Source organism: Acinetobacter sp. LipI_19 (assembly GCF_058242925.1).
The window spans coordinates 4,240,553-4,255,800 of record NZ_JBZAYK010000001.1; the positions used below are offsets into that span (position 1 = coordinate 4,240,553).

The following is a 15,248-nucleotide window of genomic DNA, read 5'->3' on the forward strand; positions in this document are numbered from 1 at the left end:
TTCTGATGATGAACAAAATTCAACAACACAGATGACCTTAACCAAAAATATAACATTGGCGTTTGGTGCTGACGCTTGTGTAATCATTGTCAAACTACAATGCACCAAGTTCAACTCAGACCAAGACACAATTTGTATATCATTATCAGTCGAATTTTTGTTGGTGATAATGTTTGAGATTGCAATTTGATTGAGATTATTGGTGTTGAAAATGTTTTCTTGATGCTTTTAAAATATCTCAATCAATTGGACAAATCTGAACAAAAATAGATAAATTCAGCGTATAATTGACGGTATTTATTTATTCGCATTTTGCGAATTTCTATTCATTATAGAGGAGTCCTACGTGGCCCAATATATTTACACGATGAACCGTGTGTCGAAGATGGTTCCGCCTAAACGCGAAATCTTAAAAGACATCTCTTTATCATTTTTCCCAGGTGCAAAAATTGGTGTACTTGGTTTAAACGGTGCAGGTAAATCTACCCTACTCCGTATTATGGCTGGCGTAGATAAAGATTTCTCAGGTGAAGCTCGTGCGCAACCAGGTATTAAAATCGGTTATCTTGAGCAAGAACCACCATTAGATCCAAATAAAGATGTTCGTGGTAACGTTGAAGATGGTTTACGGGAACCATTGGATGCATTGGCACGTTTAGATGAAGTTTTTGCTGAATATGCAGCTGAAGATGCTGACTTTGATGCGCTTGCAAAAGAGCAAGAGAAATTAGAAGCAATTATCCATGCTTGGGATGCGCATAACCTAAGTAACCAAATGGATCAGGCTGCGGCAGCATTGAATCTCCCAGCATGGGATTCTGACGTAAGCTTACTTTCAGGTGGTGAACGTCGTCGTGTTGCATTATGTCGTTTGTTATTGTCTAAACCAGACATGCTACTGCTTGACGAACCGACGAACCATTTGGATGCAGAATCTGTATCTTGGTTAGAACGCTTCTTGAAAGACTTTGCCGGTACAATTGTTGCAATTACCCATGACCGTTATTTCTTGGATAACGTTGCGGAGTGGATTCTTGAGCTTGACCGTGGACATGGTATTCCTTATCAAGGTAACTATTCTTCTTGGTTGGAACAAAAGAATGCTCGTTTAGAGCAGGAAAATAAACAAGAAGAATCTTTTGCTAAAGCATTGAAAAAAGAATTGGAATGGGTTCGTTCAAATGCTAAAGGTCAGCAAAAGAAAAACAAAGCACGTATGGAGCGCTTTGAAGAGCTTAACTCACGTGAGTTCCAACAACGTAATGAAACGTCTGAAATCTATATTCCACCTGGTCCACGCCTAGGGAATAAGGTTGTAGAAGTTGAGGGCATCAGTAAATCGTTTGATGGTCGTCTACTTTATGAAAACCTATCTTTCACGGTGCCACCAACGGCAATTGTTGGTATTGTTGGTCCAAACGGTGCGGGTAAAACTACATTATTCCGTATGATGACAGGCGAACAGCAACCGGATACGGGTAGCGTTGTATTAGGTGAATCTGTAAAAGTTGCTTATGTTGGTCAGATTCGTGACACTTTAGATAACAATAAAACCGTTTGGGAAGAAGTTTCTGGCGGTTTAGATATCTTAAGAATTGGCGAATATGAGATCGCATCTCGTGCCTATATCGGTCGTTTTAACTTCAAAGGTCAAGATCAGCAAAAGCGTGTAGGTGAATTGTCTGGTGGTGAACGTAACCGTTTACAACTTGCGAAGATTCTTCAGATGGGCGCAAACGTGATTTTGCTCGATGAACCGTCGAATGATTTGGATATTGAAACTTTACGTGCACTAGAGGATGCAATTCTTGTATTCCCTGGTACTGTTATGGTGGTATCGCATGACCGTTGGTTCCTCGACCGTATTGCGACACATATCTTGTCATTTGAAAATGAACAGCCTGAATTTTACGAAGGTAACTATGCTGAATATGAAGCATATCGCTTAGCTCGTTTGGGTGATGCTGCTGTGCAAAAACGGACCAAATACAAAAAAATTGGGGGTTAACTCCTCATTTTGTTGATAAAAAACCAGCTTTCGAGCTGGTTTTTTATTGCTGATAGAAATGACATAGTTGGTCTCGTGCTTCGAGATGACCCTGATTTGCAGCAAGTAATAACCATTTGTATGCATTGACTTTATCTGGAGATAATCCAAGTTGCCCCTGTAAGTAAATCATGCCTAATTTATATTGTGCTGAGCTATACCCTTTGAGTGCTGAATGTAAAAAATACCAAATCGCATTACGTTGATATTTATATATTTTTTCATTGTGATGGTAATCAATATCAAGTTTATACTGCTGATTCAGCGCTAAATGTTCATAACTGGTTGCGCGATGGTAAATGTGCATTGATTCAGAGATATTAAATGATTGATATGGGTTGGAATAATGGTATTTATAACTGAAGATTTCCTTTAATTTTCGTATTGTTTTTATTAAATCCATAATGACTCACGCTTATTTTTTATAAAGTTCCCATCATAAGATTAAAGGAAATAAATAGAATAAGAAATACCCAATGATCAGGATTTTTCCATATAAAAGTATTTAAAAAGTGATTCAAGATAAATAAATAACTTATTCAGTTTTAATTCTTATTCAGTTTGATATCAGTGATTTTAATAATTGATAATTTATATAAAATGAGTTGTTAGTCGTTATTTAAAATAATACCTATTATTTATGTATTCTATCTAGGTGTTTTAATAGGGCTTAATAAATAATATATAAAAGAATGCAAAATAACATTCTTCTATATATGTACTCATTATCAATTAAAGACGCATTTCAATTCCTTGCTCAGCAAGATATTTTTTCGCCTCAGGGATAGAGTATTGACCAAAATGGAATATAGAGGCTGCCAATACAGCATCGGCACCACCTTTTAAAATACCATCTGCTAAATGTTGTAAATTACCAACACCACCTGACGCAATGGTCGGAATGGTGACACGATCATTAATTTGACGCATTAAACCAATGTCATAACCCGCTTTAGTCCCATCTGCATCCATAGAGGTAACCAATAACTCACCTGCACCGAATTGTGCCATTTTCACAGCCCATTCAATCGCATCTATGCCTGTCGGTTTGCGGCCGCCATGGGTGAAAATTTCCCATTTATTTTCACCAGTTCTTTTTGCATCGATTGCTACAACAATACATTGTGCACCAAAGCGCTGAGAAGCTTCTTGAACGAATTCAGGATTAAATACTGCAGCAGAGTTGATGCTGACTTTATCTGCACCTGCATTTAATAACAAACGGATATCTTCAACTTTACGAACACCACCACCAACTGTAAGGGGGACAAACACACTTTCAGCCATACGTTCAACAGTACGATAAGTGGTATCACGGCCATTCGATGTTGCGGTAATGTCTAAAAAGGTGATTTCATCTGCACCTTGCTCATTATAACGACGGGCAACTTCTACAGGATCTCCTGCGTCACGGATATCTAAAAACTGGACACCTTTCACCACACGACCATTATCTACGTCCAGGCAAGGAATAATACGTTTAGCGAGCATAATTTTTTCCAAAAATAACAGGCGATTATGAAAGTTCGTGACTTAGGTGCTACACCTCGATAGTCGAAGCGGTTATTCTATCAAACTTATGTAAGTTTTTTCGCAGGTTTTCTATGTCGGTTTATACCACTTTGAGTTTAAAAGAAGTTCAACACTTTGCAGCACCTTATGGATTAGAGGTGGTTGAACTTAAACCAATTCAAGGCGGTGTGCAAAATACCAACTATTTTATCATTTGTGCTGATGGAACACAGTTCGTATTAACATTATTTGAAAATATGGATGCGCAAGCAGCAGGGGAATTAATTCCTGTTTTAGAACACTTGGGTCAACAAGGTTTGCCAGTTCCTGTTCCGTTAAAACATAGCGGTCAGTCGATTCATAGTTTAAAAAATAAACCTGCACAAATTGCGCCACGGATGTCAGGTAAACATCCGATGCCCTCTACAATCGCTCAAGTTGAGCAAATTGCTGTGGCACAGGCCAAAATGCATGTGGCGTTACAAGACTTCCCATTACAGCGTCAAGTGGTGCGTGATCATGCTTATTGGTACAACGTTGCTCAACAAATTAAACCGACTTTAGATGTAGCTGATAGTGCTTTGCTGAATAATCTTTTAGGTTTGTATGAAGCACTGACAATGATGTATCCAAATCGACCTAAAGGTTTTATTCATTCGGATTTGTTCTGTGACAATACTTTGTTTGAAGGCGATGAGTTAAAAGGCATTCTTGATTTTTATGAAATGAATCAAGATGAATTGCTTTTTGATATTGCGATTACGTTAAATGATTTTTGTACAGAATATCCGAGTGTTACTTTGAATGAAGCCAAAGCAATGGCTTTCTTAAATGCATATACCTCGATTCGTCCTTTGACTGAAGATGAAAGAGCTTGTTTAGAGTTATATTTGGCTATGGCCGCAGGTCGCTTTTGGATGATGCGTTTACAAATTGCTCAGATGAATGCTGCTGAAGCACGTACAGGTGATGATATTTTGCAGAAAAATCCGCAAGAAATGCGTAATATGTTGATCGAAAGATTAAAGTTTGTTACTGCTTAATAGTTTTTTAGGAAATAAAATGCGTGATCAAGGTCGTTTAGTTGAATGGTTTGATGATAAAGGCTATGGCTTTATTCAACCAAATGATGGTGTAAAAGATCGCGTATTTTTACACATCAAAGATTTTGCACAAAAAGGGCCACGCCCAATCGTTGGCTGTGCACTTGAATATGTGGTGCAATTAGATGGTCAAGGGCGTTATAAAGCAAAACAAGTCACGTATTTAAAAGCTACACAAATGGCGAAAGTGACAAGCCCGCAAGCGGCTAAAGCCAAACATTTACATGCAACAAAGCAGGCTAAATTACAGCCGATGCAAATTCTTTGCGCTGTTTATATTATTGTTTTGGCAATCTTGAGCATAAGTGGTTTGCTCAATGGCATGTTTATTCTTTTTGTCAGTATCATCAATGTGATGACCTATTGGTTTTATGCACAAGATAAAGAAGCTGCGCAGAGCAATCAGCGTCGTGTTCCTGAAAATACCCTGCATATTTTAGCTTTTTTAGGCGGTTGGCCCGCAGCTTGGCTAGCCCAGCAACGCTTACGACATAAAACACAAAAACAACCCTTTAAAAAGATTTATTTGTGTACCATATTCTTTAATATTTTATTGATTTTATGGTTAATTTCGCCTTTGAATATGTTTAAGATTTAAACGGGCGTTAGCAAATTTAAAAGGGCTTACAATGAATAATTATGTTGATCCAAATAATAGTAAATCTCTGACTTTAATTTTATATATCCTTTATATTGTTGCAATTTTTTCTGCGGGAATTCTTGCAATCATTGCATTGATTATCAATTATGTAAAATTGAATTCGGTCCGTGGTACGATTTTCGAAAGTCATTTTAGATGGCAAATCCGCACTTTTTGGTGGTATTTAGTCTGGACGGTAATTGCATTTATTCCGTTTATTTTTCTATTTTTTACCATGGATAATGTCAATGCCTTTGCTGGTGTTGCGGTGGGTGCTACGATCTTTTGTGCTGCCACTTTATTTATTTCTTGGATATGGATTGTCTATCGGGCCATTCGAGGCATTATTGCGCTGAATGATGATCAAGCCTTACCGATATAACTGAATGAACAATATTTGGTAAGTCTTGTTCTTGAGCAATACAGCTTGATCAAACAGTAATTTTAGTAAAAACAGCGTTCTGATTAAGAACGCTGTTTTTCTATCTCAGCCGAATTTTCTTCAAGCTGTCGTTTGTATAAAAATTTGGGTTTCCATTCACTGATGATAACCCCCAATACTACAAGTAAACCGCCAAAAAGAGCCAGCAATGGTAAGCGCTCACCTGCAATTCTCCCAAATAAAGCTGCCCAAACTGGTTCGCCAGCATAAATCACGGCAGCTTGAGAAGGATCGACAGAACGTTGTGCCCAATTCATTGTCAATTGTAATAGAGCACTGGTTAAGCCTAGCCCAACTGAAAGCATCACCAATTGCCACGAGAAGGGTGGAATATGCAACTCGTCCACAAAAGGCATACTGGCAAATGAAATCAATGAAGCAAAGGCAAGCTGAATCACCGTTACACGCTGAATATTGACGCTTCCAGCAAAGTACCCGATGAGAATGATCTCCATAGCAATTGCAAATGAGCCAACTAATGTGACGATTTGCCCTGTATTTAAATCAATTTGATCAAAACCATTTCCTGTCAGAAAAATTAAACCGATAAATGCTAAAAAAATACCAAGCCAGATCATGATATGTGGTCTTTTACGAAAAATCACCCAGATAAGAATCGGAACAAGTGGTACATACAAAGCAGTTAAAAATGCAGACTCACTGCTACTAATAGTTTGCATACCTACCGTTTGTGAGCCATAACCTGCAGCAATCATGCCACCAATGAGCGCACCTGCGATTAGCTCTTTTAGATTTATACCTTTTAGATATTTATAAGATAATAATCCAACAGCAATGGTGGCCGCAGCAAAACGACAACCGACAAAAAACATAGGGGAACTATAGTTTAGGGCACAATGTACAATGACAAATGTACCACCCCAAATCATGGTCATGAGTATCAACGCAATTTGAGGTGTTCTGGACTTTAAAAATAAAGCGAGGGGAGAGGAAGACATAAAATAGAGTAATGTGGAAGAGCAGGGCTATTTTACGTGAAAGCACAGGATTGTGCAGATGTTAAGCTGAGTAATCGGGTATTTAAATCATTCAATTGTCATGCAATAGTGATAGCCTATTGAATCAAAATTTTGATAAAGAGAAATAAATCATGGTGATCGAACAGGCTTTATTTCATATTGTTGATGGTCAACAAATGGCTTTTGAAAAGAAATTTTATGAACTATCGGATACCTTTAGAAGTGCTCAAGGTTGTGAAAAATTTAAATTGATCCGATGTATAGAAGACAATCAAAAATATATTCTACAAATTCATTGGATTGACCTTCAAACCCATACAGATATTTTTATGAAAACGGATGAATTCAAACAGTGGTTTATGTCAATGAAACCCTTTTTAGCCAGTAAAATTGAAATGCAACATTTTGAAAATACATTGGTTTAAATAAAAATATAGCAATTCAAACACTATTTTTCACATATAAAAAAAGAGAACCTCTTAGGTTCTCTTTTTTAATCAGATCTTGATTTGGACATTAAAACCCTTGTTCATCCAATAACAATTGAGCTTCACGTAGGTTGAGTGTGCCTTCGTAAATTGCACGACCTGTGATCGCACCTAAAATACCTGGTTTCCCTTTTAAATTACGTACATCGTCTAGATTGGTTACACCGCCTGACGCGATCACTGGAAGACCTGAGTATTGCGCAAGATTTACAGTCTGTTCAACATTTACGCCTTGCATCATACCATCACGCGCGATATCGGTATAAACAATGCTCGAAACCCCAGCATCTGCAAAACGTTTTGCAAGATCAGTGGCTTTTACATCTGTGACATTTGCCCAACCATCTGTTGCAACCATACCATTTATTGCATCAATACCAACGATTATGTGTCCTGCAAACTTATTGCATGCTTCTTCAACAAATTCAGGATTTTGAACTGCTTTAGTTCCAATGATTACAAAAGAAACACCTGCATCTAGGTAATGTTCAATTGTTTCCAAAGAGCGAATACCACCACCAATTTGAATAGGAAGTTCAGGTTGTGCTCTAGCAATTGCCTCAACTACTGGTTTATGAATTGGTGTTCCCGCAAAAGCCCCATTCAAATCAACCAAATGTAAACGACGAGCGCCTTCATTCACCCAATGCTGTGCTGTTGCGACAGGATCATCAGAAAATACGGTATCGTCTTCCATACGACCTTGTTTTAAACGAACACATTTACCATCTTTCAGATCAATTGCCGGGATGATCAGCATGCTTTCGCTCCTTGCTTAATCTCAATTAAGAATTTATTGATCTTCATATTAGCAAAAACTTGATCAATTTCTAAGTGTCAGTTTAGGCTTTTATTGGGCTGAATGCTCAATTTAAGCTGAGTATGCGCGATCGTGTCAGGTATTAAGCCTAAATCCAGTAAGGCTTTGAAAATTAATATAGCAGCATAAGCATCGGCTGCCGCATATTCAATTTGAGGTGTTGTGAGGATTTTACGTGACCAATTTGAAGTGCTAATTGATTTACTTTTAGGGAAGTTGACCTTGAATAACAATGCCATCGCATTTTTAATCCCCAAAGGATTGTTGAAACCAAAACTCGAAAAGCATTTTGAAAGTTCGATAACACTGTTGAGTTGTATGCCTTTTTTACGAAATAGATGTGCATCATTTTTTAAGCCAAAACCGACTTTAATTTGATCAGGATTTTCAAAAAAAGGGGTTAAAAAATGAAGAACATCAGGTGAAACTTGAAATAAATAGGCTTTTTCAAAAGTCGCGAGTTGAATAAGGTGTGGACCTGTTTGTATTTCACCTTTATTAAATGTAGGTTTAGACTCGGTATCGAAACCAAAAAGGCGCGCCGTTTTTAATTCTTCTGCAATCGCGTGGCATTGTTGCAAGTCATTGATCACCATAATTTTATTCAAAAGTAAATTTTGAAAACGGGGAAAGCTCTGAATTTGCTCTTTACTTGGAAGTTGCTGAGTTTGAATATTCACAAATTTAAGCTCACAAATTTTAGTCGACCGGTTTAAGCATTAAAAATATTAATCATATTGTGTTATAACAAACTTTGAATAAAAGATGATAGTTTTATGGGTCGAAAACACAGGAATAAAGTGTATGGTTGAAAAAGATGATGATCTTTTTATCGAAGGTGCAAAGCGTTTAAAACAATTGATTCAGGATAAAAATATAAAAGCCAGTGATATTGTTAACGTACTCGAAACTTCTAAAGGGACCATGACCAAATGGTTGCAGAACTCCACACCCTCGAGTGCGCAAAGTCTAATTGAATTGGCCCGTTTAGTCGGAATGACTGAACGTTGGAATATGGAGTCTAAACACCAAGATAAAGCTGATCTTGTAACTAAAGCTTATGCTGAGTCTGAATTGGATTTAAGTCATGTCACAATGGAACAATTGATCAATGAAATTAAAGACCGGTACGCAGCTTTAAATTTAAAGGCGGATATTAAAATTAGTGTTGAACCGTTGGAAGGTGGTTTTGTCACCAAAGAGTAAAATAACCACCTTATAAACATAGGGTGGTTATTCCAGATGCTTTATTCAGATTGATTAATTTGCTGTTGATATTGTTGTAGTTGTTGTGCTTGCTCTATATAACTTTGATATGCTGGAATTGCTGTAATTGCAAGAATTAGAATACTGATTGGTAATACTACAATATAAATCCAGCCGAGTACTTTTTCCCAACCCTGAGTAATACGAGGTGCGCCATAGTTATTTGCCCCTGTATCTCCTTTTGCACAACTTAAATAAATAAAAAAGAATAAGTTAACCAAAGGTATAAACATGAGAAGAGATAGCCATCCACTTTGATTTTTGTCATGTAAGCGGCGGATTATAAAAATAAAACTGAAGTAAATCAGAGCAATGTAGATAATAATCGCAACTGCACCTAATATAAATAAGAGTGCCATAGAAGGTGAATTACTTAAAGCAGGGATGAATAATGCAGCGATAATACCCACTACGCACATAGATAGACCCAATAGCATATTCCATCCTAAATAAGATAATCTGCCGAAACGGCCACCGGCGCTTAGAGCTGAATCATGGGTTTGAAAATTAGAGGGCATTTTTGTTTTCCTAGAATGAATTAAGGTTTAAATCAGTTTTTAAAATGAATTGTTGGATTTTTATTCAATTTGAATGAATCATAATAAACAGAGGATAAAAAATAAAGTCTTAATAGAATAAAAAATCAAGCCAACTGCAATTGGCTTGATTTTTAGAGATATAAATCAGGATGAAACTGACGAATGAATTAGATTTTCCATTCCACAAAGTTTTTCAGTAACTGCAAACCTGCTGTATGGCTCTTTTCTGGATGGAATTGTGTCGCAAACAAATTTTCTTTATGAATGGCTGTGCAGAACTGCAAACCATAATCACATGTTGCAGCAACAAGAGACTGCTCTTGTGGTTCGACATAATAGCTATGTACAAAGTAGAAACGGGTATCTTGATTAATATCTTTCCACATAGGATGATTCGGATCTATTTGATGAACTTGGTTCCATCCCATATGTGGGACTTTTAAGTCTTTCATATCTGGGAAATGTTTTACAACTCCATCAAAAATCCCCAGTGCTGGAGTACCTGCATTTTCCTCTGATGATTCAAGCAAAGCTTGCATACCGACACAAATCGCAAGTACAGGTTTATTAAACGCCGCATGGCGTACAACTTCATCAATACCAGCTTCATGCATACCCTGCATACAATCACGCATTGCACCTACACCAGGAAATACGATTTTATCTGCTTGAGCGATTAATTTTGGATCATTTGTGACATCTACAGTTGCGCCAACATGTTCGAGTGCTTTGGCTGCTGAATGAAGATTTCCCATGCCATAGTCAAGAAGGGCAATACGGGTCATTACAAGGTTCCTTTGGTCGATGCAACAGTATTTTCTGCACGAGGATCAACTTCACATGCCATACGAAGTGCACGTGCAAATGCTTTGAACACACTTTCAATTTGATGATGGCTATTTTTGCCTTTTAAATTGTCAATATGCAAAGTCATTAAAGCGTGATTTACAAAGCCCTGAAAAAACTCGGAAAATAAATCCACATCAAAGCTGCCGATACGAGCACGTGTAAAAGGGATATCCATCCATAAGCCCGGACGACCTGATAAATCCACTACGACACGGCTTAAAGCTTCATCAAGCGGCGCATAGAAGTGACCATAACGTTTTAAGCCTTTTTTATCACCTAGTGCTTGCGCAAATGCTTGGCCTAGTGTGATTCCACAGTCTTCTACAGTATGGTGATCATCGATTTCTAAGTCACCATCACAATGAATATCGATGTCAAATAAACCATGACGCTTGATTTGATCAACCATATGGTCTAAAAAGGGAACACCTGTATTGAGCGTGCCTTGACCAGTACCATCAAGATTCACACGAACTCGAATTTTAGTTTCGTTGGTGTTTCTTACCACTTCACTGATACGTTGCGCCATAGACACGTTCCTCAAAAAACGTCAAAAATTAAAAGTTTGATGTAAAGATATTTCGCTGTGACGAAAGTCACAGCATATTAGATTGCTCAGGAGGGTTAATCAATGCCTATTACCGTACATGCTAAAACTTCACTCGAAAATGAAGAAGTTCGCGATCAGCTTGAGCGATTATATGACACCAGTCCTGAATTTGGGGATGGTCATGATGCCATAGAACAACTTGAGCAAAACTTGGCTCATTATACCTTACTTTATGTCGCAGAATTTAATACAAAGATTATTGGTGCATTATGGTGTACAGGGCAAGGTGAAAGTCGGACTCTAGAAAATATTGTGGTGCATCCTGCTAACCGAGGACGAGGCGTTGCAGAACGTTTAGTCGAAGAAGTTTGTCGGATCGAGGAAGAAAAGGGCGTTAAAAATTTTGAACCGGGCTGTGGAGCAATCCACCGTTGTTTAGCTCACTTAGGCAAAATCTAAGATGATCAAGAGTCTTTAATCAATTGAAGCAACCTGATTAGGTTGCTTTTTTTATTTGGATATTTTAGGAAAAATAAGTTTGGGCTAATCTTGAAGCAGAATATTCTAGTTTTCAGAGAAACACTTTAGACAAATTAAATTTTGGATGAATACCTTGGTCTCTAAATAGAAAATGCAGAAATTGGCACCCCATCACTTAAAAGTGTATGGAAAACAACCTTATTCAGCGTGAATGAGTGGTTTTTGTTGTAAAAATAAACTATTGAATGATTTTTGTGATTTCAATGCTTGACGGCTAAACCATTAAATTGTTTAATACGCCCCATCGGCGTGATAGCTCAGTAGGTAGAGCAACGGATTGAAAATCCGTGTGTCCCCAGTTCGATCCTGGGTCTCGCCACCATATTTAAAAATCTTTGAGATTTCAATCCCTGATCCCATCAGGGATTTTTTTTGGATGAAAAATATTCAGTTGAATAAAAAAGTCATGATTTTTATTGACTATTGAACTGAGATACGGCTTAATACACCGCATCGGCGTGATAGCTCAGTAGGTAGAGCAACGGATTGAAAATCCGTGTGTCCCCAGTTCGATCCTGGGTCTCGCCACCATATTTGAAAAACCTCAAACCTTGTTTGAGGTTTTTTATTGCCTGTTTACTTTTTGGGAATTCAAAAATTGATTCTCATCATTAAAAAATGTCACTGAGAAGTTGTAAATTGAAGCCATTGTCTTACAAAATATCTTGTCATGACTTATAAATGTCGTAAGATAAATCTTAGGTAAGTGAAATAGATTGTTATAAGAACAATGAAAGATTTATTTTCATCAGGTAGCCAGCTTTATCAGCAAGCCCGACCGAGTTATCCTCCTGAAGTGGTTCAGGAAATTTTAAATCATGTTCCAGAACGTGGTTTTGCTTGGGATTGTGGTGCAGGTTCAGGCCAATTTACTCAACTGCTCAGCCCTTATTTCGATCATATTGTTGCAACAGATATGAGCGAAAAACAATTAAGTCTTGCACCTTATTTTGATAATGTGAGCTATCAAGTCCAATCTGCCGAAAAAACCTCATTTATAGCACAGAGTTTTGATTTGATTTCTGTTGCTCAGGCCATTCATTGGTTTGATTTTGTAGAATTTTATAAAGAAGTTGAACGCACACTAAAACCCCAAGGTATTCTTGCGGTGATCGGTTACGGCTTAATTCATGTCGAAAATTCAGCCATCAATACAATGATTCAAAACTTATATACTGAAAAACTAGAAGGCTATTGGGATACAGAGCGCCGTTATATCGATGAAGAATATAAAACCATTCCATTTCCTTTTGAAGAAATAAATGTTGCTGAGTTTAAGATGCAGTACCAGTGGTCGTCTGCGCAATTATTAAAGTACTTATCCACTTGGTCTGCAATTAAACACTATTGCGAAAGAAATCAGGATCATCCATTACTTGATTTAGCTGAAGCATTAACCAACGAGCTTGCAGATTTGACCATCACATTCCCGGTTTTTTTAAGAGTGGGCAAAATTAAAAAATCAAAGAAAAAATGCTTTATGCACAAATAAAATAAGGATCGCATTTTATCTTTGATTACAACAAATATTGCTAACAATATACTTACTTATATATTATTTAAAAGTAAGATAATTGATGAAAACTCCTGTTAAAATATTATCCCTTACTGTATGGGTATCGGTATTCAGCTCTACATCTTTTGCAACGACAGGTTATTTTATGCATGGCTATGGGGTAAAGGCCCAAGGCAATGCAGGAACTTCCATTGCTCAATTTCAAGATGCATTAACGATTGCTAATAACCCAGCAGGGTTAAGCTGGGTTGGTGATCGTATTGATGTTGGTGCAACTGTGTTTTCACCTGATCGTTCAGCTGAGTTTGTGGCTAATCAAATACCACAAGATTATCCTAATGCCAATGGTACATACGACGGCAATGGACGCAAATATTTTGTACTACCAGAGCTTGCCTTCAATCACCAAATTAGTCACCAAGTAGCTTTAGGTTTAGCAATATATGGGAATGGCGGAATGAATACGGGGTATAAAAATAATCCATTTGCAGCATTTGGCAACACTGGAACAGCAGGAGTGGATTTAACACAGGTTTTCATTACTCCAGCAGTTGCTTGGAAATATTCAGAAAATCAATCTATTGGAATTGCAACCAATATTCTCTATCAACGTTTTGAAGCGCAGGGAATTGGTGGGTTTAGCGCATTTTCAGCCGATAGTTTAAATTTAAGCAATCGTGGTAAGGATTCTGCGACTGGCTTTGGTGCACGTATTGGTTGGGCTGGAAAATTCTTTGATCAACGCTTAACTTTTGGTGCAAATTATTCTTCAAAAATTAATGCAGATCGCTTTGATCGATATCGTGGGTTATTTGCTGAACGAGGTGACTTTGATGTTCCTGAAAGTTATGGTGTTGGTGTAGCTATCAAAATCACACCTTTATTAACAGTAGCTGCGGATGTGCAACGGATTAACTATTCGGATGTGAAATCGGTAGGAAATCCTTTTGATCTTGCACAATTACAACAAGGTCATGCTTTTGGTACACTACAAGGGCCTGGATTTGGCTGGAACGATATCAATATCTATAAACTGGGTGTGTCTTATCAAGCACATCCAAAGCTCACACTAAGAGCCGGTTATAGTCATAATGATCAACCGATTCCAGACAGTGAAGTCTTTTTAAATATTCTTGCTCCAGGGGTGATTCAAGACCACCTCAGCGTAGGTGCAACTTGGAATTTCGATCAACATCAAGAAATCAATATTGCCTATACACGTGCTTTAGAAGATGAGGTAAAAGGAAAAATTTCCCCTGCGTTTGGTAGTGGTGAAGCGAAACTCAAAATGAGTCAGGATATTCTAGGTCTATCATATGGCTATAAATTCTAAAATTTTTTGTAAATAACTATGAGATTAATTCTATTGGGCTTATTTTAATCTGGGATAAGGCGTTTACCTAAACACACGACTTCAATTTCTTCATAGCCAAGTTGCTCATAAAAGCTTTGTACATCAATGTTATCTTTGCGGATCAGGAGTTGCAGTTTTGGGCAGCCTAATGCAACTAAGCGCTTTTCAAGTTGTTGTATCAGTGCGGTCGCAACACCATTACGTTGATCATGAGGGTGCACGGCAAGATAGTTGACCCAGCCCCGATGCCCATCATACCCCCCCATAACCGTAGCGATCAATTGTTCATCTTTGACCGCCAATAGAAACAATCCGTCTTTTTGTGCGACTTTACGGAAGATATCAATTTCTGGGTTGTTCCAAGGACGGGTTAAATCGCAGACTTCCCACAGTGCGATGACTTCGTCTAAATCGGTTTCCTGAAACTGTCTGATAATAAACATAGAATTTTTATCTCTTGTTTTTTAAAACAATCTTTACAGCAGATTAATATAAAAAACCGCAGTTGATAAGTTTATTTTTTAGACAATGCGTAAATACTTTTTGCTGAGTTTGTTAACTTATAAAAACGTTATAGGCTGAGAATAGTGATTTTTTATTGA

General features: G+C 37.5%; 18 protein-coding genes and 2 tRNA genes. 11 read left to right on the forward strand and 9 right to left on the reverse strand.

Annotated features, from left to right (window positions below; translation table 11 throughout):
* Positions 1–346 precede the first annotated feature (346 nt).
* Complete coding sequence (gene ettA / locus AC4CVF_RS20310) at positions 347–2,008, forward strand: energy-dependent translational throttle protein EttA (RefSeq protein ID WP_336953649.1); 1,662 nt, start codon at positions 347–349, stop codon at positions 2,006–2,008.
* A gap of 43 nt (positions 2,009–2,051) precedes the next feature.
* On the opposite strand, the gene AC4CVF_RS20315 is transcribed toward ettA, so the two are convergent.
* Both AC4CVF_RS20315 and hisF read right to left on the reverse strand, forming a co-directional pair.
* Positions 2,052–2,450, reverse strand: coding sequence for a tetratricopeptide repeat protein (locus AC4CVF_RS20315; RefSeq protein ID WP_490789879.1), 399 nt, complete (start codon positions 2,448–2,450; stop codon positions 2,052–2,054).
* Between the two features lie 329 nt (positions 2,451–2,779).
* The gene (hisF, locus tag AC4CVF_RS20320) at positions 2,780–3,538 is read right to left on the reverse strand and encodes an imidazole glycerol phosphate synthase subunit HisF (protein WP_427927399.1); all 759 of its coding nucleotides are present in this window, start codon (positions 3,536–3,538) and stop codon (positions 2,780–2,782) included.
* A 113-nt stretch (positions 3,539–3,651) separates the two neighbouring features.
* Between hisF and AC4CVF_RS20325 the strand changes: the two genes are divergently transcribed.
* The 3 genes from AC4CVF_RS20325 to AC4CVF_RS20335 are packed head-to-tail and all read left to right on the forward strand — an operon-like array spanning position 3,652 to position 5,684.
* A complete protein-coding gene (locus AC4CVF_RS20325) occupies positions 3,652–4,602 on the forward strand; it encodes a homoserine kinase (RefSeq protein ID WP_490789880.1) in 951 nt (316 codons plus the stop codon).
* 19 nt (positions 4,603–4,621) lie between these two features.
* The gene (locus tag AC4CVF_RS20330; RefSeq protein WP_336953652.1) at positions 4,622–5,260 is read left to right on the forward strand and encodes a DUF1294 domain-containing protein; all 639 of its coding nucleotides are present in this window, start codon (positions 4,622–4,624) and stop codon (positions 5,258–5,260) included.
* Positions 5,261–5,291: 31 nt separating this feature from the next.
* On the forward strand, positions 5,292–5,684 hold the full coding sequence (locus AC4CVF_RS20335) for a DUF4870 family protein (protein WP_004725331.1): 393 nt from the start codon (positions 5,292–5,294) through the stop codon (positions 5,682–5,684).
* Positions 5,685–5,767: 83 nt separating this feature from the next.
* On the opposite strand, the gene AC4CVF_RS20340 is transcribed toward AC4CVF_RS20335, so the two are convergent.
* The gene (locus tag AC4CVF_RS20340; protein ID WP_490789881.1) at positions 5,768–6,703 is read right to left on the reverse strand and encodes a DMT family transporter; all 936 of its coding nucleotides are present in this window, start codon (positions 6,701–6,703) and stop codon (positions 5,768–5,770) included.
* A gap of 152 nt (positions 6,704–6,855) precedes the next feature.
* Here AC4CVF_RS20340 and AC4CVF_RS20345 point away from each other — a divergent pair, with 152 nt between their 5' ends.
* Entirely contained in the window at positions 6,856–7,149 is a 294-nt protein-coding gene (locus AC4CVF_RS20345; protein WP_336953654.1) for an antibiotic biosynthesis monooxygenase family protein, read from the forward strand.
* Positions 7,150–7,240: 91 nt separating this feature from the next.
* On the opposite strand, the gene hisA is transcribed toward AC4CVF_RS20345, so the two are convergent.
* Both hisA and AC4CVF_RS20355 read right to left on the reverse strand, forming a co-directional pair.
* Complete coding sequence (hisA, locus tag AC4CVF_RS20350) at positions 7,241–7,972, reverse strand: 1-(5-phosphoribosyl)-5-[(5-phosphoribosylamino)methylideneamino]imidazole-4-carboxamide isomerase (RefSeq protein ID WP_336953655.1); 732 nt, start codon at positions 7,970–7,972, stop codon at positions 7,241–7,243.
* Positions 7,973–8,049: 77 nt separating this feature from the next.
* Entirely contained in the window at positions 8,050–8,712 is a 663-nt protein-coding gene (locus tag AC4CVF_RS20355; protein WP_336953656.1) for a 3'-5' exonuclease, read from the reverse strand.
* Between the two features lie 124 nt (positions 8,713–8,836).
* Between AC4CVF_RS20355 and AC4CVF_RS20360 the strand changes: the two genes are divergently transcribed.
* Entirely contained in the window at positions 8,837–9,238 is a 402-nt protein-coding gene (locus AC4CVF_RS20360; protein ID WP_336953657.1) for a transcriptional regulator, read from the forward strand.
* 41 nt (positions 9,239–9,279) lie between these two features.
* Here the strand turns inward: AC4CVF_RS20360 and AC4CVF_RS20365 are convergent, their stop codons facing one another.
* The 3 genes from AC4CVF_RS20365 to hisB form a co-directional block, all read right to left on the reverse strand.
* Complete coding sequence (locus AC4CVF_RS20365; protein WP_419327995.1) at positions 9,280–9,816, reverse strand: DUF805 domain-containing protein; 537 nt, start codon at positions 9,814–9,816, stop codon at positions 9,280–9,282.
* Between the two features lie 188 nt (positions 9,817–10,004).
* The gene (gene hisH, locus AC4CVF_RS20370; protein WP_336953659.1) at positions 10,005–10,622 is read right to left on the reverse strand and encodes an imidazole glycerol phosphate synthase subunit HisH; all 618 of its coding nucleotides are present in this window, start codon (positions 10,620–10,622) and stop codon (positions 10,005–10,007) included.
* Complete coding sequence (gene hisB / locus AC4CVF_RS20375) at positions 10,622–11,215, reverse strand: imidazoleglycerol-phosphate dehydratase HisB (protein ID WP_004725347.1); 594 nt, start codon at positions 11,213–11,215, stop codon at positions 10,622–10,624. The genes hisH and hisB overlap by 1 nt, the downstream gene beginning before the upstream one ends.
* 102 nt (positions 11,216–11,317) lie before the next feature.
* Between hisB and AC4CVF_RS20380 the strand changes: the two genes are divergently transcribed.
* The 5 genes from AC4CVF_RS20380 (at position 11,318) to AC4CVF_RS20400 (ending at position 14,625) form a co-directional block, all read left to right on the forward strand.
* Complete coding sequence (locus AC4CVF_RS20380) at positions 11,318–11,695, forward strand: GNAT family N-acetyltransferase (RefSeq protein ID WP_005034402.1); 378 nt, start codon at positions 11,318–11,320, stop codon at positions 11,693–11,695.
* A 327-nt stretch (positions 11,696–12,022) separates the two neighbouring features.
* Positions 12,023–12,098, forward strand: a tRNA-Phe gene (locus AC4CVF_RS20385).
* A gap of 133 nt (positions 12,099–12,231) precedes the next feature.
* Positions 12,232–12,307, forward strand: a tRNA-Phe gene (locus tag AC4CVF_RS20390).
* 199 nt (positions 12,308–12,506) lie between these two features.
* A complete protein-coding gene (locus AC4CVF_RS20395; RefSeq protein ID WP_336953660.1) occupies positions 12,507–13,268 on the forward strand; it encodes a class I SAM-dependent methyltransferase in 762 nt (253 codons plus the stop codon).
* 85 nt (positions 13,269–13,353) lie between these two features.
* A complete protein-coding gene (locus tag AC4CVF_RS20400; protein ID WP_490789882.1) occupies positions 13,354–14,625 on the forward strand; it encodes an OmpP1/FadL family transporter in 1,272 nt (423 codons plus the stop codon).
* Between the two features lie 44 nt (positions 14,626–14,669).
* On the opposite strand, the gene AC4CVF_RS20405 is transcribed toward AC4CVF_RS20400, so the two are convergent.
* A complete protein-coding gene (locus tag AC4CVF_RS20405) occupies positions 14,670–15,089 on the reverse strand; it encodes a GNAT family acetyltransferase (protein WP_336953662.1) in 420 nt (139 codons plus the stop codon).
* Between the last annotated feature and the right edge of the window lie 159 nt (positions 15,090–15,248).